Genomic DNA, 25,463 nt, shown 5'->3' with positions numbered 1-25,463 from the left:
CCGTCGGCCGACCCTTCAGCTTGGCAGTCTTTCACCACCTCACGATGAATCGGCTGCAACGTAATGCTGAAGACGGTCCTGCTCATTCTCCTCATCGGCTACGCAACCACGCTTGTCGTCTTTACGCACTTACCCGTGGAGGACGTTCCGGACACCGGTGCGTCCGATAAGCTGTTGCACTTCGGGGCCTATGCCGTGTTGGGGCTTCTCGCAGCCGCGAACCTGCGTGTGCGGCGAATGCCGTCGGTCACGCAGGGACTTCTGCTCTGGGCCAGTCTGGCGGTCTTCGGTGCGTTCGATGAAATGACGCAGGCTTTGGTTGAGCGTTCCCCGGAACTGCTCGACTGGTCCGCCGACATCGTTGGAGCTGCGGCTGGGATTCTGGCTGTCTCGTTGCTCCCCTGGCCGGCGGTGAAGCCTTCCGCAGCGACGGATCGTTAGGCGTCAAACACCGTTTCCAGAGCCCGTCGCATGATGACCGGATCGGGATCGACGCCAGTCCAGAGGCGGAAACCGATCACGCCCTGATTGACCAGCATGCCGAGTCCGTCGAGCACTTCGCAGCCGATCGCTCGGGCTTCTTTCACGAGGCGCGTTTCCGGCGGATTCGGGATCACATCGGCTACGACCATATTCGGCTCCAGCGAAGCCATATGAAGCGGGATCCGGGCGTTCACATCCGGGAACAGGCCGATCGATGTCGCGTTGATCACGACGTCGGTGCCGGGGGGAACATCGAAGTCGCCCTCCCAGGGCACAAAGGTCGCTTTCACCGAAGTCGCTTTGGCGACGGGTCCGTTGAGCAGGTCGAGCAGTCCCGTGCCGCGTCCCGAATCGCGGTTAACGATCGTGATGTCCTCGACACCGGCCAGGGCGAGTTCGACCGAGATTGCCCGGGCTGCGCCGCCGGCACCGAGAATAACAACCTTCTTGCCGGCTGGGTCGCAAACGGGACGCAGAGAATCGACGAAGCCTTTGCCGTCGGTATTGTCGCCGACCAGTTCGTCTCCCTCACGGATGATGCAGTTCACGGCTCCCATCAGCTGAGCGGCTTCGGAAAGTCGGTCGAGCAGGGGAATCACGGCGACTTTGTGCGGAATCGTCAGGTTGCCGCCCCGGAAATTCATGGCCCGCATGCCCTGCACGGCTGCCGGCAGGTCCTCGGGAGCGACTTCAATCGTGAGATATCGCCAGTCGAGACCGTGATGCTGATAAGCCGCTTCGATCATCGCCTGCGTCGGGTTTTCCGCGACGGGCTGCCCGAAAACGCTGGTCAGTTCCTGCTTGAAATTCAGTTCGGCCATGGTGTCAATCTCTGCGAGTGGAGGAAGTCAGAAACGGCATCCGCGAGAATTGCGGGGAGATTACCCATAAAAGTACATGAATCTGCCCTGTGAATGAAGTTCGCGGAGCAGATTCATGGGTTGGCAGATCGCTTGATGGGCTCTAGTCGCGAGCCGGCGGGCGGCGATCGCCCGGGCCTTCGTTTCGGCGATCATTGTCCCGCTGCTCTTCACTGCGGGGGCGGTCGCCGTCTTCACCACGACGATGTTCCGGCGGGCGGGGCGGGCCGTCTGGACGCAGCACGGGATGCGGCGGACGCGGGGGTTCCGGACGCCGGGCCTGTTCTTCACGCAGGCGGCGAACTTCTTCGTGCAGCTTGCGAAGTTCTTCCTGAACCTGCATCAGCTGGCGAATGACGGGAGCCAGCTCTTCCATCGGATTCCGCTGCTCACGCTGGCGCCGCTCAAATTCCCGCTCGATCTCGTGAGCTTCCCGTCGGAGATCCTCGGCGATCTGCTTGCGTCCGGCCAGTTCCAGATGTTCAGCAGCCTCGATGAGATGCCGAATCTTCTGGTGAACCTCGTGCTGTTCCCGCTCGCGATGTTCAGCATGCTCGCGGTTTTCACCGTGCTCCCGCTCTTCCCGTTCCTCGCGGGGCTCCCGTCCTTCGTCTCGGCGATGTTCTTCGCGGCCGGGGTGTTCTTCGCGATGTTCCCGCAATCGTTCGTCCTGGTCGCGGCGAAGTTCCTCGACGCGTTCCCGGTGTTCATTGTGCAGTCGCAGCAGTTCTTCGATAATCTCGCGTTCAATCGGTCCGCGAGAACGGTCCGGCTGGGCGAAAACACCGCTGCCCGAGACGGCCAGCGTGGTGAATGCAGTCAGTATCAGGAGCGAGCGGCTCTTCATTTTCAGTCCTTTCGCGAATGGATCCGGCTTCATTCTGGAAGTTTGATTGTAACAGGACGTCTGTAGAGGTGCATGACAATCCCGGTCTGCCTACACTATTTTTTCCGCCCGGCGTCGCTTTCAGATCTCCGAAATCTGCGAGCAAAGGCCAAGTCATTAAGGAGGGCGGGCAGAACTCTGAAGGATGAAACACCGATGTCGGAAAAACAACTCGATCTGGATTCGCTTCGCTGGCAGAAATTTCCCGTTCTCGACGACGGTTTCGTCTGCCTGGTCGATGTCATGGGCAACGATTCGAGTATCGTCCAGGCGGCTCGGGTCAGCTATGGCGAGGGAACCAAGAAAGTTTCCGACGACCGGACCCTCATCCGCTATCTGCTCCGGCATCGCCATACGACGCCGTTCGAAATGGCGGAACTCAAGTTCCTCGTTCGAGTTCCGATGGACTGCTGGCGGCAGTGGATCCGCCATCGCACCGCCAATGTGAACGAATACAGCACGCGGTATTCCGTGGCTATCGATGCGGCTCAGAAGACGCCGCCCGATCAGTGGCGGACGCAGTCGACATCGAACCGGCAGGGGAGTGAACGTCCGCTGTCCGACGAGATCGGAGCCCGATTGACCGAATCGGAGCAGGCTTTCCATAAGTCGGCCCGGCAGCTCTACGACGAACGTCTGGAAGCCGGCGTCGCCCGCGAACTGGCTCGCAAAGACCTGCCACTCTGCACCTACACCGAAGCCTACTGGAAGATCGATCTGCACAACCTGTTGCACTTCCTGGCGTTGCGGATGGATTCCCATGCTCAGCTCGAAATCCGCGAGTATGCCAAAGCGATCGGCGAGAACATCGTCAAGCCGCTCTTCCCGGTCGCCTGGGAAGCGTTTGAAGATTATCGCATGCAGTCGATGTTCCTCACCCGGCTCGATCAAGGCGTCATCAGCCGCCTCACCGCTCTCGCGGCCGAACGCAAACTCTCTCCGCCGTACACCGACGACGTCTTCCTCGAAGCCCAGGATGACAGCTGGAAAGAGCTGAAACGTTGCCGCGAACGCGACGAATGCCGCAGCAAACTCGAACGCCTCGGCCTGATGGGCCCCAGGCCCGACGAGACGAATTGAATCAATTTGTGAACCGCTGAGCCGCGAGTTGCGTTCGAAGAACGACAAGGGATGGCACAGAGATTCCTCTCGGTGTTCAATGCCCACCGTGATGGGTTCGACTTTGATGCGGTTAGGGTGGGCCCGAAAGATTCTTTCGGGGCGGCGCAGCCGTGGGCGAAGTGGTCTTTGACGTCCAATCAAGTGAAGACGTCATTACCTGAAAAACAGGTGGAAGGCTACAGGATGTGACAGGCGGCAGGGGCATTCTCCGACGGCTTCGCCGTCCTGATTGCACAGTTGTGAGGACCACCCCTGTCGGAGTGATCCGAGTTCTTGTCGCTGTTTCTGAACCTGAAAGTTCCCACCTCTCGAATGCGGAGAACGCCGATGCCTGCTCCCGTGCGCACGATGCGACGAGTTGTGAAGTGGGTGGCGGTGCTGCTGCTCGTCAGTCTGCCAATCGCCTTCTCGCAGTGGTATTCGAGTTACTCATCGCCGCCGCAGTCGCTCACCATCGCCTCCGGACCGGAAGGGGGCCAGTACCATACCGTCGCCATGGAACTGGGACGGGAGCTGACGCATCGGTACGGCGTCGTCGTCGAACATCTGGCGACGGACGGCTCGGGCGAGAACTCGCTCAAAGTTTCCCGCGGGGAAGCCGACTTCGCCCTCTACCAGAGTGGAACCGTGGCGCTGGAGCAGGAACTGCATGGTCTTGTGTTGAGCGACCTCAATTCGATTGGCGGGCTCTACTGGGAAGTCGTTCATCTGCTCAAGCATCCCGATCATGCCGAGACTCCGCTCGCGGAGATTCCGAATGCTAGAATCGCGGTCGGGCCACTGCATTCCGGTTCGGAACTGATCGCCGGGTATCTACTCGAACAGTTTGAGCTCTACGAGAAGGTCGAGAAGATCGATCTGCCCCTTTCAGAGATCGCAGCCGCTTTCCGCAACGACGAAATTGATGCGGCGATCATCGCGATTGGCACTCAGGCGACCGTGCTCCGCGAACTTCTGCAGCCGAATGAAACAGGCGAGCCGGTCTGCGTGCTTGAGTCGATTCCGTTCGCGGAAGCGATCGCCGATCAGTCGGCGTTTCTGGAATCTTACGCGGTCCCGGCGGGCATGTATTCGCCGGCTGGTTCGGGCGTTCCTCAACAGGAGATCCGAACACTCGCCACGCGGGCCCAGATCATTTCTTCCCAAGAGGCTCCGGCCCGACTCACGGAGATGATCACCACGATCATCAACGATCCGGAGTTTCAGCGGAATGCCCGACTGACCGAAATGTTCCGTGGCGGCACCGCGTTCGCCCAGGACAATCTCGACTTCCCACTCCACCCGGGTGCACAGCACTTCTACGACCCGCACCTCAAGCCGCTGCTCAATCCCGATTTCGTCGAAGCGACCGAAGGCATCCGCTCGTTCGTTGTTTCATTGGCGATCGCGCTGTTTTTCGTTGTGAAATGGATTCTCGATTACCGCTCCCGCTCACAGGAGCACAAGCTCGACCGTTACATCAAGCGGCTGCTCGAAATCGAACAGGAGCAGAAGTACCTCGACCAGACCGACAAGTCCGACGACCGCGGTCGCCTGCAGGATCTGCTCGACAATGTCACCGACCTGCGGCAACAGGCGCTCCGCGAGTTCACCGCTCACGAAATCAACTCCGACCAGGCCGTCAGCTGCTTCGTCGCGATGTGCCACGCCCTGAGCGAAAAGATCAACGCCAAGATTTCCCGCCAGCGAATCGACACGCGACTGAAAGAAATGCGGGCGCTGATCGAGGGTCAGAACGAAGGACGCTCGTAGAAGGGAAGCCCTGGTTGCTCGGAACACGGGATTTATAACTCAAAGAGTTTTGGACAGATGACGTAGTAGCCATTGCATCTCTCGTGTTCAGGCTAATCATGTCCCTTCGCCCCCTTTAGGGGGAGAAGGTGCCCGAAGGGCGGATGAGGGGGGGGATCAACCAGCGATGCTCCATACAAATGAGAATCAACGGCCCGTGGAGCATGTCATCCGCATTTCCCCCTCACCCTAACCCTCTCCCCCACGGGGGGCGAGGGAACTTATGTCGCCAGGTCTTTGTGACATGTCTCGATCATGAGCCAGTCGTTGAGCCGCAGAAAACTCGCCGCAAGATATCCCACGTTCCCCGCAACTGGAGCGGATGCGATCGACAAGAGGTCGGTTGCCAGCTGAGAACCGATTGTGATGGGGCACAGAAGCTATACGCCGTGTGCATCAAGATCTGACGTATTTCAGTGCGTGAATTCGATAGGGTTGAAGTTCAACGAACGCGAAACCTGGATCTTCAATTTGCTCGATGGTGATCGTTTCGATGGTGAACAGTGATTCTTCCTCATCACCTTCCCAGCAGGCCACCAGCCACGATGACTTGAGATCAATTGACCTGAGAATTTGCCCGAGCACCATGCGATCTCGTTGCCTAGCCTCGACGTCATTGGGCTCATCAAACTCATTCACCGGCAACCAACCGCAGCCGCAACCCTGGTAGCCACCGATGTAGTAAATCCGCTTGTTGTCATCGAGCCATTTCGCTGCGTACTGGTTTTTACGATTTTCGATCGCCTGCACGAAAACCTTCGGTTCGTCTTCGATCCACTCGGACTCAGGAAGGCTCTCTTCGGTGAACAGATAAAGCGCGAGGCACATGGCAGAGCGTTTCGAAACGTTCGAGGGGTGAGTGAGCGATTGGTTCCTACAAACAACAGACATGTGGTTGTTGCGGTTTGTTCGCGCATACAACATGTTGGCGTTTGAGTCCGCCCATTGTGTGTCACAACTCATTGCCGGTGGTCATCAACTGATGACCACCTCCGAGATTAAAGACCAGCGTTCCCTCCAGAGAAGCAACCGGGCGCCATGTTGGGAAGCCCGGGCCATCGAGATAGAACTCGAGTGGTGGAGTGCACTCACGGCTGGTCGGCTTCAGTTCAACTTCGGACTCCACATTTTCATCCAGAAACTCCTGCAGTCGGTGACACTGCTCTTCAAGTTGCCCTGAGTCGACTGCGAGGATCGTGTCTTCTGCGAGGAAAGGACGGCTCGGGAATCGTCCAAGAACCTGCAATGGAGCCGTCCATTGGATTAGTCGAACCGCCTCCGCAGCGGTAAGGGATTTGATCGCGGTCACGGCCGGAAATGCGGGAGCGAACTGGAGTAGCTGCTCGTAGACTTCTCGCGAGAAGGTCGGGATACCCCGAGAAGTCACATAATCAGGCGGCGCGTATTCCGTTCGTTCAAATTCACCGCGAAGCATTTCCGAGAACGAGGGAATAAAAACAATCGCTTCGCCGATCCGTCGGAGATGAACCCAGCCGCCTGGTTCGCAGTGAATGTGCCCGCAGGATTCACACACGATCAACTGAGCCGCGTCTTCGTCGAGCTTGATGAACGATGTCGTATTAATGAGGCAGGTGGCGTCGGTATAAATCGCTTGAGTGCGCGGATGGCCGCCACCTGATGAGCTGAAATTGAGTTGGACGTCCCGGGCTTCGAGGTCGTGTATCCACCACATGAGGTTTCAATTCCGTTGGGGTTGTTCGGCGATGATTGGTTGTTCGCGAAACAAGCGTGCTTACCACTTAGCATCATAACGGACAGTCGCACTTTGTTGCCTGCTGTAGTTGTGAAGTACCACCAAGTCCTTTGCAGCGGAGTGCACGTCCTCCTCAACGTCGTGTGGTGAAGGATCGTCGATCAAACCGAGTACCTGCGGCATGCATGCCTCCCGAGAAGAAGAATCCGTAAGCGGGAGCAATTTGGTCAGTATCCAGTATTTGTGGATCGAATCGTCTCCACAGAGGACCGACTGAACCCCAGGGACAATCGATGTTCCACACTGCAGCAGGGCGTCTCGAACGATGCGGGCGACCGGCCAGTTAAAATCCTGCAGCCATGTGAGCAGAGTAGTGATGTGGGGCTCAAGCTGAGAAGGAGGTTGAAGCGTGAGCGCCTGCGCCGTTTCCACATCGTGCTTGGATTGTGGTAATGCAATCGTCATCGAAATGGTCGCCGGTGATTTCCTGGTTGATGCGTTGACGTCGTTGTGGAACGAGAACGATCCATTTTTAGTGTAGATTTGGATCTGTGCCACGCCGCGGGCGTTGAAGAATTCCAATCGCGAACCGAGAGTTCGACTTATGAGAGTTCTGAAGACGTGGTCAGTTCATAGCGTTTGAGCCGATGGTTCTCGCGAAGACTCCAGCGGATCAGAGCATTCACGAATGCCCCCATTGATTTCTTCCACTCATCCGTCACGAACTTTGGAACGCAGAGCCGGACGGGTCTGGGTTCGGAAGGGTCAATGCCGGGGAATTCTCGGCCACGCACTTCAAGATGGGATTCCTCTCCAAACGGATCACTGATGAAATACGCGATGGCAAATCGCTTGTTTTTAGAGCAGATGCGCACTCGCCAATCATCGACGTACCAGTAGTAGTGGTTGCCGAGGTATTCAAATCGCGTTCGTCGTTTTTTACGGGCACCCATCGTGGTGTAACGCGGTCAGTTTGAGGAAATTTATTATCGAAATAGCATGCCCACGCAAACGTGGGCATGGCACCCGGCTCATGTATTTATTGATCGTCGCGTGTTACGACGTTCGCGAGTCTTTCGATATGCCGTAGAAAAGGTTCGAAGTCGGCAGCGTAATCTTGGCCAAGAAGATCATGCGGATGGTGCGAGTTTGACTTGGCCGAAGCCTTCTGAAGGACCCATTGAGACTCAATTTCTCGAAACTGGAATAACCACCAGTCTCCGTGCCGACTCGTCATTCGCAATTCGCCCGTGAGTCCGAAACGCTCTACGGACGAAGTGAGCGTAGTCTCCTTTAAAGTGTCCGAAAGTAACTCCTCCAGTGTCTCCTCAACTGCCTCATTGGGAGGCATCGGGAAATCGGCACTCTGGACAGTCTCCCAGTACGTGCGAACGAATGCCTCGGCGAACAACTCGAAGCGGGATGATGCTGATTCGGTCATTGGTGCAGTCGCGGAGCGATCTCCTCAAAGCCGTTCAGGATCAGCGAGTTTTCCATTATTAGGTGAAATCGGTCCAGCGACTCTTGGAATAATGTCTCGGGGGATGACTACTCAGAAATAGTCAACAAGTCTCTGATACAATACAAAAGAGCAGCCCCGAAAACACGAGGCTGCTCTTTTTGATTCTCTTCTGCGTTTGGATTTCTCAATCCGTGGCGATCAGGCGGCTCCCTTGGTCAGGCCGCGGGCGCTGGTTTCGTTGAGGAAGTCGAGCAGAGGGTCGACGGCGGAGCAGAAGTTGCGTTCTTTGAGGATTTCCATCGCGTGGCGGTGTGTGTAGCCATCGCGGTAGAGGATGCGGAAGGCAGCTTTCAGGTCCTTGCGTTCATCGGCGTTGAGGCCGGCTCGCTTCAGCCCGACCAGGTTGATGGCGACGACTTCGCCAGCGTGATCGGTCATCATGTATGGCGGGATGTCCTGGACGATCTTCGAAAGACCGCCGATCATGGCCATGGTGCCGATGCGGCAGAACTGATGCACGGCTGCATTGCCGGAAATGATGGCCCGCTCGCCCACGTGCACGTAGCCGCCGAGCAGCGAACCGCTGATCATGGTGACGCCCTTTTCCAGCTCACAGTTGTGACCGATGTGGGCGTTGGTCATCAGGAAGCAGTTATCGGCCACCAGTGTGGCGGAGCCCTCGCCGGTGCCACGGTGAACGGTCACGCCTTCGCGGATGATGACATTGTTCCCGATGATGCAGGAAGTCGGCTCGTTATGGAAGGCGCGATCCTGAGGGATGTCGCCCAGAGAGACGCGGGAGTGGATGCGGCAGTTCTCGCCGATCGTGGTGTGTCCCAGAATCGTGGTGAACGGTCCAACTTCTGTGTCGGCTCCGATCGTCACGGGGCCTTCGATAACCACATACGGACCGATTCGGACAGAAGAAGCAATCTGTGCGCGGGGATCGATGATCGCGGTAGGATGAATGGACACAACAGGCTCCTTCCAGCGGCGCCTCTACCAGGTCGCCATGACGTTTAACTTGCCCGCTCGTCGTGAGCCGGCGGATCGAATGAGCGGGAGTATCTTCGTTCTCCGAAATCCGGTCAATGGGAGTCTTTCGGGGAGGTGGGGGACGCCGATCGCATCTTGATCTGATGCGGCAAATCCCGGTATTCTTCGCGGCGTCACACGGACTCGGACATGGCGGCCACGTTGAATCACAAAAGGCTGCACTGGGCCCGGCGTCTGTTAAGTCACCGTGCGGTCTGTATGGCCGATCGGGCATGGCGCGGCCTCTTGTCGCTGCGCGACCCGGCCAAAGTTGGCCGGGCCACCCGACTTCTCGTCGTTTCGTTCTGAACAGCAGGGATGGCTGTGCTGCAGACGTTTGATATTCGCTGGTCGCGGTTTCCGCTGATGCTGCTGATCACGCAGGCGGCTCTGCTGGTGATCGGTCTGCTGGCGATTCAGAGAGGCGATGAACTGGTCGGCGACAGTGGACTGGTGAGCCGCCATCTGATCTGGGTGATGCTGTCCGTGCCCGCCCTCATTCTCGGAGGCGTGCTGCCGATTCGCTTCTGGCGGGAGCATTCGTATCTGTTCTTCGGGATCTCGCTGGCGCTGCTCGTCGTGCCGTATTTCATGCCGGCTCGCGGGGGATCGCATCGCTGGATTCCGCTCGGACCGATCAACTTCCAGCCTTCTGAAGTCGCCAAACTGACGTACATGATGGCGCTCGCGCATTACCTGATGTACCGCGATAACTATCGGAAGCTGTGGGGCCTGGTGGTGCCGTTCATTATCACCCTCATTCCGATGGGGCTGATTCTGAAGGAGCCGGACCTGGGCACCTCGTTGCTGTTTCTGCCCGTGCTGTTCAGCATGCTGTTCGCGGCTGGGGCGCGGTTGAGTCATCTGCTGATGATCATCGTTCTCGGGGTTGCACTGATGCCGGTCGGCTGGACGGCGATGTCGGCCGAACAGAAGTCGCGTGTGACGACTCTCTTCTCTCAGCAGGATGGCGGGGTTGCTCCGCGGGGCGACGGGTATCATCTGCATCAGTCGAAACAGATGCTGGCATTGGGCGGCGTGTGGGGAAGTCACGTCTCGGGGCCGGCGACCGACGACAGCTATCTGTACCATCTGCCGGCGTCCCGCACCGACTTCATCTTCTGCCTTGTCGGCGAACGCTGGGGGCTCTGGGGATGCTTCGGCGTCATCGGGCTGTATCTGCTGATGTTCGCGCAGGGGCTGAAGATCTCGACACAAACCGAAGAGCCGTTCAGCCGCCTGCTGGCGGTCGGCATCGTGACGATTCTGTGTACGCAGCTGATCATCAACACCGGTATGACGGTCGGCCTGACGCCGATCACCGGACTGACGTTGCCGCTGCTCAGTTACGGCGGTTCAAGCATGTTGATGACCTCATTCAGTCTGGGGCTGCTGCTGAACATCGCGATTCGCCCCGGATTCGAAGTCTCGGGCCAGACCTTCCGCTATTAGGTCAATCCCGGGTGGCCCCCAAAGATGATCAACCCGGATCGCCTCGAAAGATGGTCAACCCGGGTGGCCCCGAAAGATTCTTTCGGGGCGGCACAGCCGTGGGAGCCTGCAGTTTGGCGTTCGCAAAGGTTGGAGACAGCCCCAGCTGAAACAGACGCCGAGCTTCTATAACTGCCTCATCAAATACCAGCCTCCCCGTGGGAGGATAATCTACAATCGAAGTGTCGTCAGGCGATTGTGTCGACGACGCCGCCGTCGACGCGGAGGGCGGCTCCGGTGGTGGCGGAGGCGAGCGGCGAGGCGACGTAGACGACCATGCTGGCGACTTCTTCCACGGTCGCCGGTCGCTGGATGAGACTGCCGGGACGGGCTTCCATGACGAAGTCGCGGGCATAATCGTCGACCGACTTGCCGGCTTTCTTTGCATCGTCCTCAATCATTTCGACCAAGCCATCGGACAGCGTGGGGCCGGGGAGCACGGAATTGACGGTGACGCCGGTCCCGGCCATCTGCTTGGCCAGCCCGCGGGCAATCGAGATGTTCGCGGTTTTGGTCATGCCGTAATGGATCATCTCTTTGGGAATGTTGAGTCCCGATTCCGAGGAGATGAAAATCACGCGGCCCCAGCCCCGTTTCTTCATGCCGGGCAGATAGGCTCGGGAGACACGCACTCCAGACATGACGTTGACATCAAAGAACTGCTGCCAGACTTCGTCTTCAACCTCGAAGAAATCCTGCGGTCCGAAGATGCCGACGTTGTTGACGACAATATCGGCCTCGGGTACGGCTCGAACGAGTTCCTCGCAACCGGCAGCCGTGCCGAGATCAGCGGCGACACCAGTGAACTCCCCTCCATCGATTTCCTTCGCCAGTTCCTGAACAGTCGCTTCCACTTTGTCGGGTTTTCGCCCGTTGATCACAACCCGGGCTCCGCATTCTGCCAGGCCTTTCGCGATTGCCTTGCCAATCCCTTCAGTCGATCCGGTAACGATGGCCGTTTTTCCCGTCAGATCAATCTTCATTGGAACTCCTTCTGAATCTCGTGGTGACTGTCCATGCTGGTTCTCTTCTGATTGTCTCCCGCAAGAGAGGACAGACAAGGGGGCAATCTGCTGTCGAGCCGGTGAAATAGCGACGCTGCGTCGATGTCGGCTCCGAGATGTTCATTTTTCCGTTCGGTTGAGTCTCGCAGCCGTCAATGGGAAGGAATTGTTCGGAAGGACTTCTGTCTGCAGTTTTTCCAATCGCCTAACTGGCGATGCAATAACCAGTTCGGAAAGGGATTGGGGAAGACGCCGTGAAGTGGAAACTCCGATTGTGTTTGGACCTGTGCCGGGGTAGGATTTCGATACGCGGAGTGAACGGCTGCGGAGCCCGAACCGTCGGGTTTTGCGAAGTCCGTTCCACGACAAATCAGGGATTGAACAGGATTCGGTTGGACCGATGAACCTTCACGAAATACGTCGCGAATTTGTCGAGGATCGAGAGTTTCTGAAGCTCTGTGATCGGCATGAGGAAGTGGATCTGTCGATAGCGGCTCTTGAGCTTGCTCGCGATTACTTCCCGGATCTTGAGTTCGACGAGACTCTGCAGTGGATCGACGAGCGGGCCGACGAGATTCGTCAGAAGACGTTCTCCTTCCAGAAGCCGTTCTCGCAGATCGAATACCTCGCCGAAGTTCTCGGACATCAGCACGGCCTCCGGGGTGATGATCGGGCCTTCCTTCACGCCGATGGCTCGTTTCTCAATCGCGTGGTCGAAACCGGTCGGGGAATCCCGATCAGTCTTTCCGTCCTCTACATGGCGGTGGCACACCGATCCGGGATCGACCTTCACGGCGTCGCTGCTCCGTCCCATTTTCTCACGCGAATGGAAACCATCGAAGGGCCGGTCTTTCTCGATGCCTTCACGCCGGGCCGGTATATGCAGTACGACGAATGTCTCGACTGGGTCCAGGCAATTGCCGATGTGTCACGGCGGGATGCAAAGTCGGGCATGAAAGCGGTCAGTCATCGCACGATCGTGACCCGCATGCTCAACAATCTGAAGGTGCTTTACATCGAGCAGGAAAAGTGGCAGCACGCGTTGCGGATTCAGAACCGGCTGCTGCTGCTCAACCCGTCTCAATACGCCTCGCGGCGGGATCGGGCGTTGATTTCGCTGAAGGCCGGGTATCCCGGCGAAGCTCTGGCGATGCTGCGGCGGATTGTTTCGACCGCTCCCGAACACGAGCAGCCGACATTGCGAAGCCAGATCGCTCTGGCGTTCAGTGAAATCACCCGCTGGAATTGAACGCTGCGATTGCTGACAAGCCGCCTGAGAAGCGTTAAGCTGAACGCCCCCACTGCGTTGGGACTCTCAAATTTCGTCTGATCGTGTCGTTCGATTCGCGCTTGATTGTTCGGCCAGCTTCAGACGCCAGCGACTCAATCAGGCACAGCTTATGTACTCCACCGCTTCGACTCCGCCGGACGAACTGGCCCATCCGTCGACGATTCTCATCTTCGGAGCCTCCGGCGACCTGACGGCCCGCAAGCTCATCCCGGCTCTCTACACGTTGTGGAAGACCGGCTATCTTCCCGACAAGACTCAGATTGTCGGTGTTGCCCGTCGCGAAAAGTCGGACGAATCGTTCCGCAATGAACTCTTCGAAGCCGTGCGAACCTCGTCGCGAACCGGCGAAGTGACGCAGGCGGACTGGAACACATTCGCCCAGCGGGTCCACTACCGTGAAGTCGACCTGCAGAAACCGAAGCAGTTTGATGACCTGAAAGTCTCGCTCGAGCAACTCGAAGAACAGCACGGCCTCGGCGGGCAGCGGGTCGTCTATCTCGCGACGGCTCCGAGCCTGTTTCTCCCATCGATCGAAGCACTCGACCGAGCCGGGATGATTCCGGAACCGTACGCCGAGAACTGGCTGCGTGTCGTGGTCGAGAAGCCGTTCGGGCACGATCTCGAATCGGCGCAGGAGTTGAGCTCCGCGCTCGGCAAGCTGCTGGCCGAAAAGCAGATCTATCGCATCGACCATTACCTGGGGAAGGAAACGGTTCAGAACATCTTGCTGTTCCGCTTCGGCAACTCGATCTTCGAGCCGCTGCTAAATCGCAATCATGTCGATCATGTGCAGATCACCGTGGCCGAGTCTCAGGGCATGGAACGCGGTCGCGGCGGCTACTACGACCAGTCGGGTGCTCTCCGCGATGTGCTGCAGAATCACGTGCTGCAGTTGCTCTGTCTGATTGCCATGGAGCCGCCCTCGCTGTTTCGCGGCGAGAACATTCGTGACGAGAAGCTGAAGGTCCTGCAGGCACTGCGTCCGGGGGATCCGAAGAACATCGACAACTGGGCGATTCCGGGACAGTACACCGCCAACGAGGTCAACGGGAATGTCCTCAAGGGATATCGACAGGAAGATCGAATTCCTGAAGTCTCCCGTCGGGAAACGTTCGTGGCGATGGAAGCCTTCATTGATAACTGGCGTTGGGAAGGCGTTCCGTTCTACATGCGGACCGGTAAGCGAATGCCGGCTCGGGGGACCGAGATCGCGGTGAAGTTCAAGCTGCCGCCGCTGAATCTGTTTTCGACCGTTGAGTGCGATGGCGATATGTGTGCTCTGGTCGAAGCTCAGCAGAATACCCTGGTCTTCCGCATCCAGCCGTATGAAGGCATTATGCTCCAGTGTTCGACCAAGCGGCCGGGCATGCAGTATCAGATTCATCCGATGACGATGAACTTCGCTTATCAGGATGCGTTCGAGATTGATTTGCCGGAGGCGTACGAACGCCTGCTGCTCGACGTGATGCGGGGTGATTCGACCCTGTTTACCCGCAGCGATGAACTCGAAGCCGCCTGGCAGTTTGTCACGCCGGTGCTGGATCACTGGGAAAATCGGCACAAGGATCCCGAGTTCTATCCCGCCGGAACCTGGGGACCGGATGCCGCTGATCGCCTGATGACGAGCGAAGGTCGAGAATGGCGGACGCCGAGTTTCAAGAAGCAGCCGCATTAAGAGTTCTCAATCCCGCTTTCCATACGTCTCTCTTCCGCCATTGAGGATCTGCTCCGATGAAAGAGTCCATCTCCCGACGTCATTTCCTGGCTGGAGTCGGCACCCTGGCCGCCGGCTCGCTGTTGACTGGTCCCGCGTTCGCGATTGATCCTTTCGATCGTGCGCAGCCGGGACCACTCAAGTTGAGTCTGGCCGCATACTCCTTCCGCAAGGAACTGACCGGCTCCAAAGGTGAGCAGGCGGAAATGACGCTGTTCGATTTCGTCGACTATTGTCGCGAACAACAGGTGCCGGGCGCGGAATTGACTTCGTACTACTTCCCGGAAGACTTCGACGACGAGTACGTCCTCAAGCTGAAGCAGCATTGCCAGGTCGCCGGAGTGAGTGTTTCCGGGGGAGCGATCCGCAACGACTTCTGTGTCGATCCCGACAAGCTGCAGGCCGAGTTGGATCACGTCGAAAAATGGATCAAGGTTTACGCTCAGCTCGGCGCTCCGGCCATTCGCGTGTTCGCCGGCAAAGTGGCCAAAGGGTCCACTCCGGAAGAGGCGATTGAGCGTTGTGCATCTGCCTGTCAGACCGCCTGTGAAATCGCCGCGAAGCACGGCGTCTTCCTGGCTTTGGAGAACCACGGCGGCATCACCGCTGAGCCGGAAGACATGCTGAAGATCGTGAAGGCGGTTGATTCCCCCTGGTTCGGCGTGAACTTCGACTCCGGCAACTTCCGCAACTTCGAAGATGTCTATGCCGAACTGGCCAGGATCGCTCCGTACGCGGTCAACGCTCAGGTGAAGGTCGAGATCGTACAGAACGACAAGAAAGTGCCCGCCGATATCGGACGCATTGTCGACGTTCTCAAGAACGCCAACTACGGCGGCTGGGTCGCCCTCGAATACGAAGCCGCCGAACCACCCCGCGAAGCGATTCCGGAGTGGCTGGATCAGCTGAAGGGGCTGCTGTAAACCTATTGAATGTCTCAACAAGAAACCGCCGCAGGAGATTCCCTGCGACGGTTTTTCTTTTGAACAACTCCAGTGGACTTAGTGCCGTTTGGCGATCTGTTCTCGAGCAAATTCAGGATCGACTGCAGATGTTTGCAGGAGCTAACTCAGCAGAGCAGGGGATTGACGTCCATTCGACTGCGGGAGAAGCATGAACATGTTCTAGAATTCGCCAACCACATTGCCATCCTGAATGGAGAGCAGGTATTCGAGCAGTGAGTTTTCATTCGTTCCACCGCCGGTGTCGTGCTCGATGTTTTCGCTCAGGAAGCGGACGGAGCCATCTCCCAGGACGAACTGCACACCTCCCTGGTGGTTACTGAGGAAAGCACGACGGCACTCGGCGTTCTCCGGACAGTTTAATTTGCGAAAACCGCTTCCCAGTGTGCCGGCCATCTTCGAATTGTGACTGCCGTCCGCTCCCGGGCTCAACCATCCGGTCCCAGCGCCAGGGCGATTGTTTGAATTGTCTGACTTCTGGTAAATTCGTTCTCCCACGAGGAGCGTATTTGTCAGGCCGTCGGTAATGTCGCGGAAGCGGATTTTGCTGTTGCGGTAGAACGCGCCGGTCGCGTCATCGTTCACTTCGCGGAGAATGCCGTCGTTGTCGTTGTCGGCGTTGGGACGAATGTTGCCCGCGCTGTTCACGGCCACGTAGTTCATCGTCACCAGCGGGACATCCACGGTGTTGGTTAGATCGTGAGCCTGTCGATCGACAAAGTCTTCCTGAATGTCCGGCCCCACGTCCGAGGGACAGCGCCATGCCGGAACGGGGGTCTGCAGGATCGCTTTGCGAGAGTCTGACAACGCGGCCATCGGATTTTCGCCGACTCGCAGCGCATCGTAGGAAGCCGAAAGTTCCATGGCCGGAGCCAGATGCGCATTCCAGGCCCAGTTGGGAGCACGAACGTGCAGCGAGTTGGGGTTCTGGTTCATCGCCCCAATGGGCAGGCAGTTGTGCGTGTCGTGGTAGTTGTGAAGCGCCAGTCCGATCTGCTTCAGATTGTTCTTGCAGGATGACCGACGGGCCGCCTCGCGGGCCTGTTGCACGGCCGGAAGCAGCAGTGCGACCAGAATGGCGATGATTGCGATGACGACGAGGAGTTCAATAAGTGTGAACCCCGGACGTGAGCGATAGTCCTTCATGCAGCACCTCATTGGGAATGGAAAGGGAGAAGAGAAAGCAGGCTTATTTATCAGGCCCTTCGAGCTCGATTGCCAGAACGTTGTCCTGGTCCTCCTGAATCGTGTATGTCAGGCCCGAATCGACTTCTGATGTGTATTTGCGATGGAATGGAAGTGATTCGCCATCCTCCACGGCGTAGTCGATGTAAGCCCCGTACTCGCCCGGCTCGATTCCGGAAACACCAGCGGTGGTGGCCACCTGAAACGATCCATCTTCCTGGATTGTCCCGAACGAAGACGGTCCTCCCCCTTTAGGCACGAGTTGGACCAGGCCCCGGGTCAACGGTTGTCCGCTGACAGTGACCGTTCCGGAAGCGGTGGCACCCGCGCTCTGTGTCCCTCCGCAGCCGACAGCATTCAGAACAAGAGCTGAAACCAGAGACAGGGCGAGCAGCGTGACGTGGCGTTTCACTGGAAGAGTTCCAATGCGAGAAAATGGAGACCGGGCAACGGAACGAGCCGGATGTGAGCACCTGCAATCGAGTGATCCTGAAATAATTGCCAGGAGTGTGCTCAGCGAAGATACACTAAGTTATTTTTCAGCACAACATATTAACAAGTTAGAACATGAGAATTGTCATGTTTGTTCATCTCCGGCCGGAGAAGAGACTGTATTTCTTGAAGAAACTGTGGATTTCTGCAGGAAAGTGCGAGCGGGTGGATCTCTGTAGCGATCCCGGAATTCGAGAGGGGCCGGGTTTGAAATGAGAGAAATTGAGATCCTTTGCGAGTTCGTTTAGAACTGTTGTCTACAGTTCCGTCGCGCCCAGCGTCACTTTGAACGCTTTCTCGCGTCCGTTCCGTTCGACGGTAATGGTGATCTTGTCGTCGGGAGTCTTTGTTTTCAGAAACTTGACGAGGGCGGCGAAGTTACGGACGCGTTCGTCGTCGCATTTGACGATGATGTCGCCACGTTCGAGGCCGGCCGTAGCCGCGGGGCCGTCGGGGGTGACTTCGCTGATCATGAGTCCCGCATTGGCGGCGTCTCGGCCGCGAATGCCGAGGTAGGCTTTGCGAGCCGGTTCCGGCTGCGGAGCATCCTCGTCATCGAGCTCGGCTTCACCGGACGTCAGGTCGGCCCAGTCACGCAGGTAAACCTCGACCGGCACGTGAAAGTTAAAGCTGTTGCTCACGCCGATCCGGCTGTGAACTCCGACCACGCGTCCGCTCAGATCGAACAGCGGGCCTCCGGAATCGCCGCCGACCAGCGAGCAATCGGTCTGGACCGTTTTCGAGGTTGTGGTAATGACCCGTCCGAGTCGCACGACGGGCAGCCGCGAGGATTCGTAGCCGTTGGGATGCCCGATCGCGATCACCCAGCGACCGGTTTGCGTAAACTCGTTGGTCGCCATCGGAACGAATTCGTACGGACCTCGACCATCGAGCCTCACGATGGCTGAATCGATGGACGGATTGACTCCCAGCACGGTCGCCCGATGACGGCGACCATCGTTGAAGACGACGATCACGGAGTTGCCTGCTTCTCCCACCACATGAGCAGCCGTGAGAATATGACCGCGGGGACTGACGACCACGCCGCTGCCCTGTCCGCCGCCGACCTGAATGTTCACGGTTGCGGCCTGATAGTCCGACGTCAGCTTAAGAGTAATCTCCTCGAGCTTCTGCAGGTCTTCCAGCGATTCGGGGAGCTCATCGAAGGGGAGGGGATCGATTCTCGGATCGATCGATTTGAGGGCCTGAGCGGGAATGCCTTCGTATTTCTGTTTGCTCCGGCTCGCCGTCCCGGTCTCTTCGGCCAGCAATGGCGAACAAAAGACGAGGAGCAGGAGAATTGCATTGACCCGAAACAGGTGAGCAAGCAAGATGCGGAGCGAAACGTTCATCGGTTCGGTTCTCATCAACATCGGATTCGCGAATCTCCTGGCGTTGTTAGGGGTGAGCAAACTCTATTGCACTGCAACGGTTCGCGGATTTCAATCGGAATTGCCTCGAAGATGAAAATTGTCCCCACGCCACTGGAAGGTTGCGTCGTTGTGGAGCCGGATGTCTTCGGCGACTCCCGAGGCTTCTTTATGGAAACATACCGTAAGCCGCGTTATGCCGAAGTCGGTCTCGATCTGGAGTTCGTCCAGGACAACTATTCGCGGTCACGCCAGGGCACACTGCGGGGATTGCATTATCAGCTCTCACAGCCTCAGGGCAAGCTGGTGCAGGTCGTGCAGGGCAGTGTATACGACGTCGCCGTCGATCTTCGCAAATGGTCGCCGACGTTCGGCCAGTGGTTCGCCGCCGAGCTGACTGAAGACAATCACCGTCAGCTGTACATGCCGCCGGGGTTTGCGCATGGCTTTTATGTGCAGTCGGAAACGGCCGATTTCTTCTACAAATGCACGGAGATCTACAACCCGGTCGACGAACGGGTTCTGCTCTGGGACGACAGCGATCTGAAGATCGACTGGCCCCTTCAGAGGGCTCCGATTCTCTCGGAGAAGGATCGCGGCGGGACTTCGTTTTCGCAGGCCGACATCTACGAATCGCCGTTCTGAACGACCCGCTCGAACAACTCGCGCGTTTCTCGCAGCGGCAGCCCGACGACGTTGCTCAGACTTCCCTGGATACTCGAAACGAAGATGCTGCCAAGTCCCTGTATGGCGTAGCCGCCCGCTTTGCCGGCCGGCTCTCCGGTGGAGAGGTACCAGTCGACCATTTCCTCGGAAGCGACCTCCATGGAGACCGCGGTTTTGACAAACGCCTCGTGGACTGTGCCACCGGGAACACGGAGACAGATCGCGGTCATGGCGTGATGCGTCTTCCCCAGGTAGTGGTCGAGGAACCAGGCACGGACGACGCCGTCGCGATCTTCTTCGGGCGGCTTGCCCAGCACCAGATATGTGTCGAAGTCATCGGGAACAAAGATCACCGTGTCAGCGGTCAGCACGTATGTTGCGGTCGGATCCAGTAACTGCGATGTCACGTTTTCGCTCTTGGTCCGAGCGATCTGAGAGAGCTGACGCATGATGGCGAACAGATTCTTCGAGCCCGTAAACTCCAGTTCGTCGGGATTGTCGGGCGGAACGATCCGCACATTCGCTTCCGGGAAAAGGCTTTCCAGCAGGAGTTTTCGCTGCGGGGAGCTGGACCCCAGGACAATCTGGCAATGGGAAAAGTCGTGCATGTTCGTGGAATTTGTATCGGGAGTTTTCAGTTCACCTCTGGATTGTAGAATAATCGGTTCTAGACTGCGCTTTCCGAAGAGCTGAACGCAACTGGCCCGCCCGATCGACCTGGAACGATTCCCTCCATGCAAGAATACTCCGCATTCTTTCTGTTCATTGAGTGGATTGTTCGTCTGCTGTTCATTCCGGTCATAGCGATGAAGTACCGCCCTCCGGCGGCTCTGGCGTGGATTGCGATCGTCTCCTTCCAGCCATTTGTGGGCATCATTCTGCTCTATATTTTTGGCTCAAACCGGCTGCCACGTCGTCGTATCGCCGAACATGCCCGCCGACGTCGGACGCTTCAGCTCGATATCTGGCCGCTGCTGCACAAGTACTGTATCGATCCGGAACCACTCACAGAACGGCAGTCGCGGCACTGCCTCTCGGTTCAGCTGGGTGAAATGCCAGCCGTGACCGGCAATGACTTTGAGCTGATCGATGACACGGATGAAGCCATCGATCGCATTATCGCCGATATTGAGCAGGCCGAAGTCAACGTTCACCTGCTGTTCTACATCTGGCGGAACGACGAGACCGGGAGACGGATGGCTGATGCCATCGTCGACGCTGAGAAACGGGGCGTACATTGTCGAGTGCTCGTTGATGCGGTCGGCTCGGGGAATTTCATTCGCACACAATCCCAGCGACTGGAAGAGGCCGGCGTTGAGATCTGGCCGATTCTGCCGGTGAACCTGTTTCGCCGCCGGTTTCATCGCATCGACATGCGGAACCATCGGAAGCTGGTCGTGATCGACGGCAAGATTGCCTATACCGGCAGTCAGAACATCGTGAATTCTGACTACGGCACGAAACGAACAATCTGGCACGATCTCATGATGCGCCTCAAGGGGCCGATCGTGCTGCAGTTGCAGTCGGTGTTCCTCACGGACTGGTTCGCGGAAACGCATATTCAGCTCGACAAGCACGAGTGTTTCCCGCACCCACATGATGAAGGGGACCACAGCATGCAGCTGTTCCCCAGTGGACCGACCTATCGCACGCTCAACCTGCATCGGCTCATCGTGGCCATGCTGTATCAGGCGCGCCGAGAGGTCACGATCACGACACCCTACTTCGTGCCGGATGATTCCCTAATGCAGGCGATCGAAGTGGCCCGCCTGCGGGGCGTCCGCGTGATACTCGTATTGCCCGAACGGTCCGATCAGATTCTCGTCAGTGCCGCTCAGCGGTCGTTCTACGCCGAACTGCTGGAGATGGACGTCGAGATCTTCCTGTTCAAGCCGGGGCTACTGCATTCCAAGACGCTGACCATCGACCGGCAGTTCGCGCTGGTCGGGACAAGCAATATGGATATCCGTTCGTTCTCGTTGAATCTGGAACTGAACCTGATTCTGTTCGATGAAGCGACCGTCGAAACGGTCTCTCAACAGCAGAAGGCCTATTTGAAAAAAGCCGTTCCGCTGACGCACGCCGAATGGGAAGAGCGTCACCTGGTCAAGAACTTCGGCGAAGCGGTCGCCCGTCTGCTTGCTCCACTGCTGTAGACTGCAGGGCAAGCCTGACGACGGGGACGGGACACTCCCGTCCCGAACCGTGTGCGTGGAGCAGAGGGGGGCCGCGCAAAAGTACAGAGCACGGCTCGAAAGCCGTGCCCTGCGCCCCATTTTCGCTCTGTGTAATCGCTGACCGATGTCAGAGACTAGCGTCGGCTGCGGTCTGACGAGCTCGCCGAGCGACTGCTGTTGCCGGATCCGGCGGCGTAGTAGATCTCTGGATCATCGATGACGAATTCGGTGGACCACGTGCGGCCGTCGTCATTGTTCACGTTGTTGAAGAACATCGTCGTGAACGTGTGAGCCTGATAGCCGTACGGGAACTGAGACGTGATGTGGTCTTCGGGAGTCAGGTCATCCACACCCGGGCTGGCGTAGAAATGCACAGCTCCGTCGCCAGTGAACGACATGCCGAAAGTCCACCAGCCTGGCTCGTTGATGGCCGGACCGGGAATCACGTTTCCGGTCTTGTCGCCACGGACGATCACCATGGCCGAGTCGCGGCTGAAGCGCGAGTCGGTCTTGCTGTGGAACTGAATGAACATCCCCGGCCAGTACGGCTCGGTGGTTTCGACCATGGCGGTGCGGAACAGGCGTCCGAACAGTCCGCCGCGTTTGCTGCGTCCGCCGTCGCGGGCACGAGGATCGATGAGCGGAACTTCCTCTTCCTTCATCGTCGTTGTGCGGAGGTCGGCACGGATCCCGAAGTGAGAACCGGTCCGGTCTTCCCATTGATCCCATTCCGGCAGGTAAACGCGAACCACGCAACTCGGCAGCCAGGAAACCGGCACCGGGCGAGTGTGCATGAGCAGGTCGTCCTGCTGCTGTTCGTTCGTCACTCGTCCCGGAATCCCGGTGTGCAGCGACTTCAGCGACAGCGAGTACTTGCTGCCTTCAATTCCACCCCGCGGCGTGTCGACGCGGACGACATGGTCGGGAGTTCCCCGCTTGGGGCCTTCACGCCACTTCTTGTTCGAAGAGAACGCCAATGGTCCGCGAACCTGCTCATCCTGTTCGCGACTGCTCTTCGGGTGATTGTAGTTGAACTGCCAGTTCCCAGATTCGAAATCGTCGCTCTGGGTGGTGGACTTGGTTCCGGTTCCCGGAATGTGATGCGCGTGAACTGCTGCACTGCAACAGAACACGGCGGCGGCGAATGCCACGCCGCGAAGTACTGGTGATAGCATCCTGTTCTCCCCTCCGTGAGAGTGTGAAGACGGCGGGTCGTACCGTCGTATGAGAGTGACCGCCCAACTCTCATCTATTGATCGTCGAGAGTCCCCTCGACGTGGACTTTTACCAACTGCGGTGTGCGGCCCTGTCACGCCGGAGCGCTGGCTGAGATGCAGCCTTTAGTCATCAGTATCGGAATCTCCGAATCTGCGGTTCAGAAATTCTCCCCTCAAGTCCATTTTCACTGCAGATGCGGACACTGGGCTGAGTACAAATCCCAAAAAGGACTCGCTAGAGTTTACGCATCAACGCTTGCTTGCGTACGGAAACCTCCCGCCCGCGCTCTGAAAGGACTCCCCCGGTGAAAATTCTTGCGGCAATTCCTGCTTTTCTGCTGATTCTGCTCAACTTTTCCAGTCCGGCTGCCGCAGATGGACCGGCTGATAATCTGCCCGCCAATGTCCGCCCGGTTCCTCCGACCGGCATCGTGCTGGAAGATGCGGACCGACGTGAACTGCTCGAGGAGTGCGGTCGACTCGATGAACTGATCGCCCAGTTGAAAGAACGTCGGGATTCCCGTACGCCGAAGCTGCTGCCCGATGTCGAAATCTTCGCCCGGGCAGTTCGGCAGAATGTTGAACATGGCGAGCTGTTCTCGCCCGGCGACATCAAGGCCGCGAAGTCGGTGCTGGCCGAAGGCATCCGACGAGCCGAGTCGCTGCTCGAAGGCAAAGCTCCCTGGACCACGCAGACCGGACTGGTTGTTCGCGGCTATCGTTCGAAAATCGATCGGACCGTGCAGCCGTACGGTCTCGAGATTCCGCACGACTATTCCTTTGGTCAGAAGGACCGCGTGCGGCTCGATCTGTGGTTCCACGGGCGTGGGGAAAAGGTGACCGAAACGCCGTTCATCAATCAGCGGATGACGAAGCCGGGGCAGTATCAGCCGGAGAATACGATCGTTCTGCATCCGTTCGGGCGGTACTGCAACGCGTTCAAACTCGCTGGCGAAATCGATGTCCTCGAAGCTCTGGAGCATGCAAAAGAGAACTACCGCATCGATGAGAGCCGGATCGCCGTGCGGGGATTCTCGATGGGCGGAGCCGGCTGCTGGCAGATGGCTGTGCATTATCCGGGACTGTTCTTCGCAGCCAATCCGGGAGCCGGTTTTTCGGAGACGCCGGAGTTTCTGAAGATCTTCCAGAAGGAAGACCTGAAACCGACCTGGTACGAAGAGAAACTCTGGCGGATGTACGACTGCCCGGGATACGCCGTGAATCTGTATCAGCTGCCGACGATTGCCTACAGCGGGGAACTCGACATCCAGAAGCAGGCCGCCGATATCATGGAAGCCGCCCTGAAGAAGGAACAACTCCTGTTGACCCACATCATCGGCCCGGAAACCAAGCACTCGATTCACCCCGATTCGAAGAAGATCATTTCCGCGAAGCTCGACAGTCTGTCAGCCCAGGTCCCTCCCCAGCCGAGTGAAACGCTGTGGTTCGCCACCTATACGCTCCGATACAACGAAGTCGAGTGGCTCACCCTCACCGGGCTCGAAGAGCACTGGGAAGAGGCCGAAGTCAAAGTTCGGCTGGTTCCCGAAGACAGCCTGATCGAACTGACGCAGACCGGAGTCACCGGGTTGAAACTGACATTCGACGCCGGGGAATGCCCGTTCGTGCCGAATCGCAACGTGACTCTCGTGCTGCAGTCGCGCGGTCCACGCGGGAGCACGATTCAGAAGCTGACGCTTGAGCGGCCTGAAACCGATCGGTCGTGGAGTGTCGAACTGCATCGCAGCGGACGTGAATGGAAATCGGGACCGATCCCCGCTGACGGACTCCGCAAGAAGCCGGGACTGCAGGGGCCGATTGACGATGCGTTCATGGATTCGTTCGTCATCGTCGCGCCGACCGGCGAGAGCTGGAATGAGAAAGCGGAGGCCTGGGCCAAAGCCGAGCAGGAACGGGCCATCGCCGAATGGCGGCGACAGTTCCGCGGCGATGCGATCGTCGTCAACGATTCGGAACTGACCGAAGAGCAGATCCAGAACTCAAATCTGATCCTGTTCGGCGAACCGTCGAGCAACAGCTATCTCGGAAAGGTTCTTGATCGTCTTCCACTTCAGTGGACGAAGGAAACGGTGACGATGAACGGCCAGTCCGCCCCGGCTGCCAACCACGCTCCGGTGCTGATCTATCCCAACCCCGAGAATCCCGAGCGATACGTCGTCCTCAACAGCGGCTTCACCTATCGCGAGTATGCTTACCTCAACAATGCCCGCCAGGTTCCGAAGCTGCCCGACTGGGCCGTGATTAACCTCGACACCGAACCGAACGCTCTCTGGCCCGGCAAGGTGATTGAAGCCGGCTTCTTTGATGAAGAGTGGAAGCCGTAAGACTGATCGGAAGAGAAAAGCCCGGGGCCAGACGACTCCGGGCTTTTTCGTTGAGCAGGACTCTCAATCTGCAGGTCTGATACAGAAAACGGTTGGCTCAGACGCGTGCGTCTGAGTGGCACGTGACGCGGGATTTATTGCTCAAAGAGTTCTGGTACAGATGGGGTAGTAGCCAATGCATCTCTCATGTTCACGC

23 protein-coding genes are annotated in these 25,463 nt (G+C 58.0%); 10 read left to right on the top strand and 13 right to left on the bottom strand.

Features of this window, described 5'->3' with window-relative positions; genetic code table 11:
• Nucleotides 1-63 precede the first annotated feature (63 nt).
• Entirely contained in the window at nt 64-441 is a 378-nt protein-coding gene (locus L1A08_RS07550) for a VanZ family protein (protein ID WP_238755718.1), read from the top strand.
• Here L1A08_RS07550 and aroE read toward each other — a convergent pair.
• Together aroE and L1A08_RS07540 are read right to left on the bottom strand one after the other, a co-directional pair.
• Nucleotides 438-1,304, bottom strand: coding sequence for a shikimate dehydrogenase (aroE, locus tag L1A08_RS07545; protein ID WP_238755717.1), 867 nt, complete (start codon nt 1,302-1,304; stop codon nt 438-440). The genes L1A08_RS07550 and aroE overlap by 4 nt on opposite strands.
• Before the next feature lie 142 nt (nt 1,305-1,446).
• Nucleotides 1,447-2,190, bottom strand: a complete 744-nt coding sequence (locus L1A08_RS07540) for a hypothetical protein (protein ID WP_238755716.1) — start codon at nt 2,188-2,190, stop codon at nt 1,447-1,449.
• Between the two features lie 195 nt (nt 2,191-2,385).
• On the opposite strand from L1A08_RS07540, the gene thyX reads away from it, so the two are divergent.
• Complete coding sequence (gene thyX, locus L1A08_RS07535; RefSeq protein WP_238755715.1) at nt 2,386-3,309, top strand: FAD-dependent thymidylate synthase; 924 nt, start codon at nt 2,386-2,388, stop codon at nt 3,307-3,309.
• Between the two features lie 369 nt (nt 3,310-3,678).
• On the top strand, nt 3,679-5,103 hold the full coding sequence (locus L1A08_RS07530; protein ID WP_238755714.1) for a TAXI family TRAP transporter solute-binding subunit: 1,425 nt from the start codon (nt 3,679-3,681) through the stop codon (nt 5,101-5,103).
• A 435-nt stretch (nt 5,104-5,538) separates the two neighbouring features.
• Here the strand turns inward: L1A08_RS07530 and L1A08_RS07525 are convergent, their stop codons facing one another.
• From L1A08_RS07525 to lpxA, 5 genes are all read right to left on the bottom strand, one after another.
• On the bottom strand, nt 5,539-6,105 hold the full coding sequence (locus L1A08_RS07525) for a hypothetical protein (protein WP_238755713.1): 567 nt from the start codon (nt 6,103-6,105) through the stop codon (nt 5,539-5,541).
• Entirely contained in the window at nt 6,095-6,835 is a 741-nt protein-coding gene (locus L1A08_RS07520; protein WP_238755712.1) for a hypothetical protein, read from the bottom strand. The genes L1A08_RS07525 and L1A08_RS07520 overlap by 11 nt, the downstream gene beginning before the upstream one ends.
• A gap of 60 nt (nt 6,836-6,895) precedes the next feature.
• A complete protein-coding gene (locus L1A08_RS07515) occupies nt 6,896-7,438 on the bottom strand; it encodes a DUF5071 domain-containing protein (protein WP_238755711.1) in 543 nt (180 codons plus the stop codon).
• Nucleotides 7,439-7,458: 20 nt separating this feature from the next.
• Complete coding sequence (locus L1A08_RS07510) at nt 7,459-7,809, bottom strand: hypothetical protein (protein WP_238755710.1); 351 nt, start codon at nt 7,807-7,809, stop codon at nt 7,459-7,461.
• 707 nt (nt 7,810-8,516) lie between these two features.
• Nucleotides 8,517-9,293, bottom strand: coding sequence for an acyl-ACP--UDP-N-acetylglucosamine O-acyltransferase (lpxA, locus tag L1A08_RS07505; RefSeq protein WP_238755709.1), 777 nt, complete (start codon nt 9,291-9,293; stop codon nt 8,517-8,519).
• 378 nt (nt 9,294-9,671) lie between these two features.
• Here lpxA and L1A08_RS07500 point away from each other — a divergent pair, with 378 nt between their 5' ends.
• Complete coding sequence (locus L1A08_RS07500) at nt 9,672-10,805, top strand: FtsW/RodA/SpoVE family cell cycle protein (RefSeq protein WP_238755708.1); 1,134 nt, start codon at nt 9,672-9,674, stop codon at nt 10,803-10,805.
• A 227-nt stretch (nt 10,806-11,032) separates the two neighbouring features.
• Here the strand turns inward: L1A08_RS07500 and L1A08_RS07495 are convergent, their stop codons facing one another.
• Complete coding sequence (locus tag L1A08_RS07495) at nt 11,033-11,827, bottom strand: SDR family NAD(P)-dependent oxidoreductase (protein WP_238755707.1); 795 nt, start codon at nt 11,825-11,827, stop codon at nt 11,033-11,035.
• A 421-nt stretch (nt 11,828-12,248) separates the two neighbouring features.
• Between L1A08_RS07495 and L1A08_RS07490 the strand changes: the two genes are divergently transcribed.
• The 3 genes from L1A08_RS07490 to L1A08_RS07480 all read left to right on the top strand — a co-directional run bounded on the left by L1A08_RS07490 (nt 12,249) and on the right by L1A08_RS07480 (nt 15,776).
• On the top strand, nt 12,249-13,097 hold the full coding sequence (locus L1A08_RS07490) for a SirB1 family protein (RefSeq protein ID WP_238755706.1): 849 nt from the start codon (nt 12,249-12,251) through the stop codon (nt 13,095-13,097).
• Nucleotides 13,098-13,248: 151 nt separating this feature from the next.
• On the top strand, nt 13,249-14,814 hold the full coding sequence (zwf, locus tag L1A08_RS07485) for a glucose-6-phosphate dehydrogenase (protein ID WP_238755705.1): 1,566 nt from the start codon (nt 13,249-13,251) through the stop codon (nt 14,812-14,814).
• A 56-nt stretch (nt 14,815-14,870) separates the two neighbouring features.
• Complete coding sequence (locus L1A08_RS07480) at nt 14,871-15,776, top strand: sugar phosphate isomerase/epimerase family protein (RefSeq protein WP_238755704.1); 906 nt, start codon at nt 14,871-14,873, stop codon at nt 15,774-15,776.
• A gap of 201 nt (nt 15,777-15,977) precedes the next feature.
• Here L1A08_RS07480 and L1A08_RS07475 read toward each other — a convergent pair whose 3' ends face one another.
• The 3 genes from L1A08_RS07475 to L1A08_RS07465 form a co-directional block, all read right to left on the bottom strand.
• Nucleotides 15,978-16,961, bottom strand: a complete 984-nt coding sequence (locus L1A08_RS07475; protein ID WP_238755703.1) for a DUF1559 domain-containing protein — start codon at nt 16,959-16,961, stop codon at nt 15,978-15,980.
• A 43-nt stretch (nt 16,962-17,004) separates the two neighbouring features.
• Entirely contained in the window at nt 17,005-17,412 is a 408-nt protein-coding gene (locus tag L1A08_RS07470; RefSeq protein WP_238755702.1) for a hypothetical protein, read from the bottom strand.
• A gap of 337 nt (nt 17,413-17,749) precedes the next feature.
• A complete protein-coding gene (locus tag L1A08_RS07465) occupies nt 17,750-18,844 on the bottom strand; it encodes a S1C family serine protease (RefSeq protein WP_238755701.1) in 1,095 nt (364 codons plus the stop codon).
• 111 nt (nt 18,845-18,955) lie between these two features.
• Between L1A08_RS07465 and rfbC the strand changes: the two genes are divergently transcribed.
• Nucleotides 18,956-19,507, top strand: coding sequence for a dTDP-4-dehydrorhamnose 3,5-epimerase (gene rfbC / locus L1A08_RS07460; protein WP_238755700.1), 552 nt, complete (start codon nt 18,956-18,958; stop codon nt 19,505-19,507).
• Here the strand turns inward: rfbC and L1A08_RS07455 are convergent.
• Nucleotides 19,489-20,136: a Maf family protein gene (locus L1A08_RS07455; protein ID WP_238755699.1), complete on the bottom strand. Its 648-nt coding sequence runs from the start codon at nt 20,134-20,136 to the stop codon at nt 19,489-19,491. The genes rfbC and L1A08_RS07455 overlap by 19 nt on opposite strands.
• 126 nt (nt 20,137-20,262) lie before the next feature.
• On the opposite strand from L1A08_RS07455, the gene cls reads away from it, so the two are divergent.
• Nucleotides 20,263-21,684 (top strand): cardiolipin synthase, encoded by a 1,422-nt coding sequence (gene cls, locus L1A08_RS07450; protein ID WP_238755698.1) that lies wholly within the window; start codon nt 20,263-20,265, stop codon nt 21,682-21,684.
• A 155-nt stretch (nt 21,685-21,839) separates the two neighbouring features.
• Here cls and L1A08_RS07445 read toward each other — a convergent pair whose 3' ends face one another.
• Entirely contained in the window at nt 21,840-22,880 is a 1,041-nt protein-coding gene (locus L1A08_RS07445; RefSeq protein ID WP_238755697.1) for a hypothetical protein, read from the bottom strand.
• A 347-nt stretch (nt 22,881-23,227) separates the two neighbouring features.
• Between L1A08_RS07445 and L1A08_RS07440 the strand changes: the two genes are divergently transcribed.
• On the top strand, nt 23,228-25,267 hold the full coding sequence (locus L1A08_RS07440) for a prolyl oligopeptidase family serine peptidase (RefSeq protein ID WP_238755696.1): 2,040 nt from the start codon (nt 23,228-23,230) through the stop codon (nt 25,265-25,267).
• Nucleotides 25,268-25,463 lie beyond the last annotated feature (196 nt).

It is taken from the genome of Rubinisphaera margarita, assembly GCF_022267515.1.
GTDB lineage: Bacteria > Planctomycetota > Planctomycetia > Planctomycetales > Planctomycetaceae > Rubinisphaera > Rubinisphaera margarita.
The sequence above is the reverse complement of the archived record's forward strand: the minus strand, read 5'-3'. Positions and strand labels throughout refer to the sequence as shown.

Bases quoted from the DNA above. Each gene is read 5' to 3' on its own strand.
- L1A08_RS07550 (WP_238755718.1), top strand. From the start codon at position 64: ATGCTGAAGACGGTCCTGCTCATTCTCCTCATCGGCTACGCAACCACG.
- aroE (WP_238755717.1), bottom strand. From the start codon at position 1,304: ATGGCCGAACTGAATTTCAAGCAGGAACTGACCAGCGTTTTCGGGCAG.
- L1A08_RS07540 (WP_238755716.1), bottom strand. From the start codon at position 2,190: ATGAAGAGCCGCTCGCTCCTGATACTGACTGCATTCACCACGCTGGCC.
- thyX (WP_238755715.1), top strand. From the start codon at position 2,386: ATGTCGGAAAAACAACTCGATCTGGATTCGCTTCGCTGGCAGAAATTT.
- L1A08_RS07530 (WP_238755714.1), top strand. From the start codon at position 3,679: ATGCCTGCTCCCGTGCGCACGATGCGACGAGTTGTGAAGTGGGTGGCG.
- L1A08_RS07525 (WP_238755713.1), bottom strand. From the start codon at position 6,105: ATGAGTTGTGACACACAATGGGCGGACTCAAACGCCAACATGTTGTAT.
- L1A08_RS07520 (WP_238755712.1), bottom strand. From the start codon at position 6,835: ATGTGGTGGATACACGACCTCGAAGCCCGGGACGTCCAACTCAATTTC.
- L1A08_RS07510 (WP_238755710.1), bottom strand. From the start codon at position 7,809: ATGGGTGCCCGTAAAAAACGACGAACGCGATTTGAATACCTCGGCAAC.
- L1A08_RS07500 (WP_238755708.1), top strand. From the start codon at position 9,672: ATGGCTGTGCTGCAGACGTTTGATATTCGCTGGTCGCGGTTTCCGCTG.
- L1A08_RS07495 (WP_238755707.1), bottom strand. From the start codon at position 11,827: ATGAAGATTGATCTGACGGGAAAAACGGCCATCGTTACCGGATCGACT.
- L1A08_RS07490 (WP_238755706.1), top strand. From the start codon at position 12,249: ATGAACCTTCACGAAATACGTCGCGAATTTGTCGAGGATCGAGAGTTT.
- zwf (WP_238755705.1), top strand. From the start codon at position 13,249: ATGTACTCCACCGCTTCGACTCCGCCGGACGAACTGGCCCATCCGTCG.
- L1A08_RS07480 (WP_238755704.1), top strand. From the start codon at position 14,871: ATGAAAGAGTCCATCTCCCGACGTCATTTCCTGGCTGGAGTCGGCACC.
- L1A08_RS07475 (WP_238755703.1), bottom strand. From the start codon at position 16,961: ATGAAGGACTATCGCTCACGTCCGGGGTTCACACTTATTGAACTCCTC.
- L1A08_RS07465 (WP_238755701.1), bottom strand. From the start codon at position 18,844: ATGAACGTTTCGCTCCGCATCTTGCTTGCTCACCTGTTTCGGGTCAAT.
- rfbC (WP_238755700.1), top strand. From the start codon at position 18,956: ATGAAAATTGTCCCCACGCCACTGGAAGGTTGCGTCGTTGTGGAGCCG.
- L1A08_RS07455 (WP_238755699.1), bottom strand. From the start codon at position 20,136: ATGCACGACTTTTCCCATTGCCAGATTGTCCTGGGGTCCAGCTCCCCG.
- cls (WP_238755698.1), top strand. From the start codon at position 20,263: ATGCAAGAATACTCCGCATTCTTTCTGTTCATTGAGTGGATTGTTCGT.
- L1A08_RS07445 (WP_238755697.1), bottom strand. From the start codon at position 22,880: ATGCTATCACCAGTACTTCGCGGCGTGGCATTCGCCGCCGCCGTGTTC.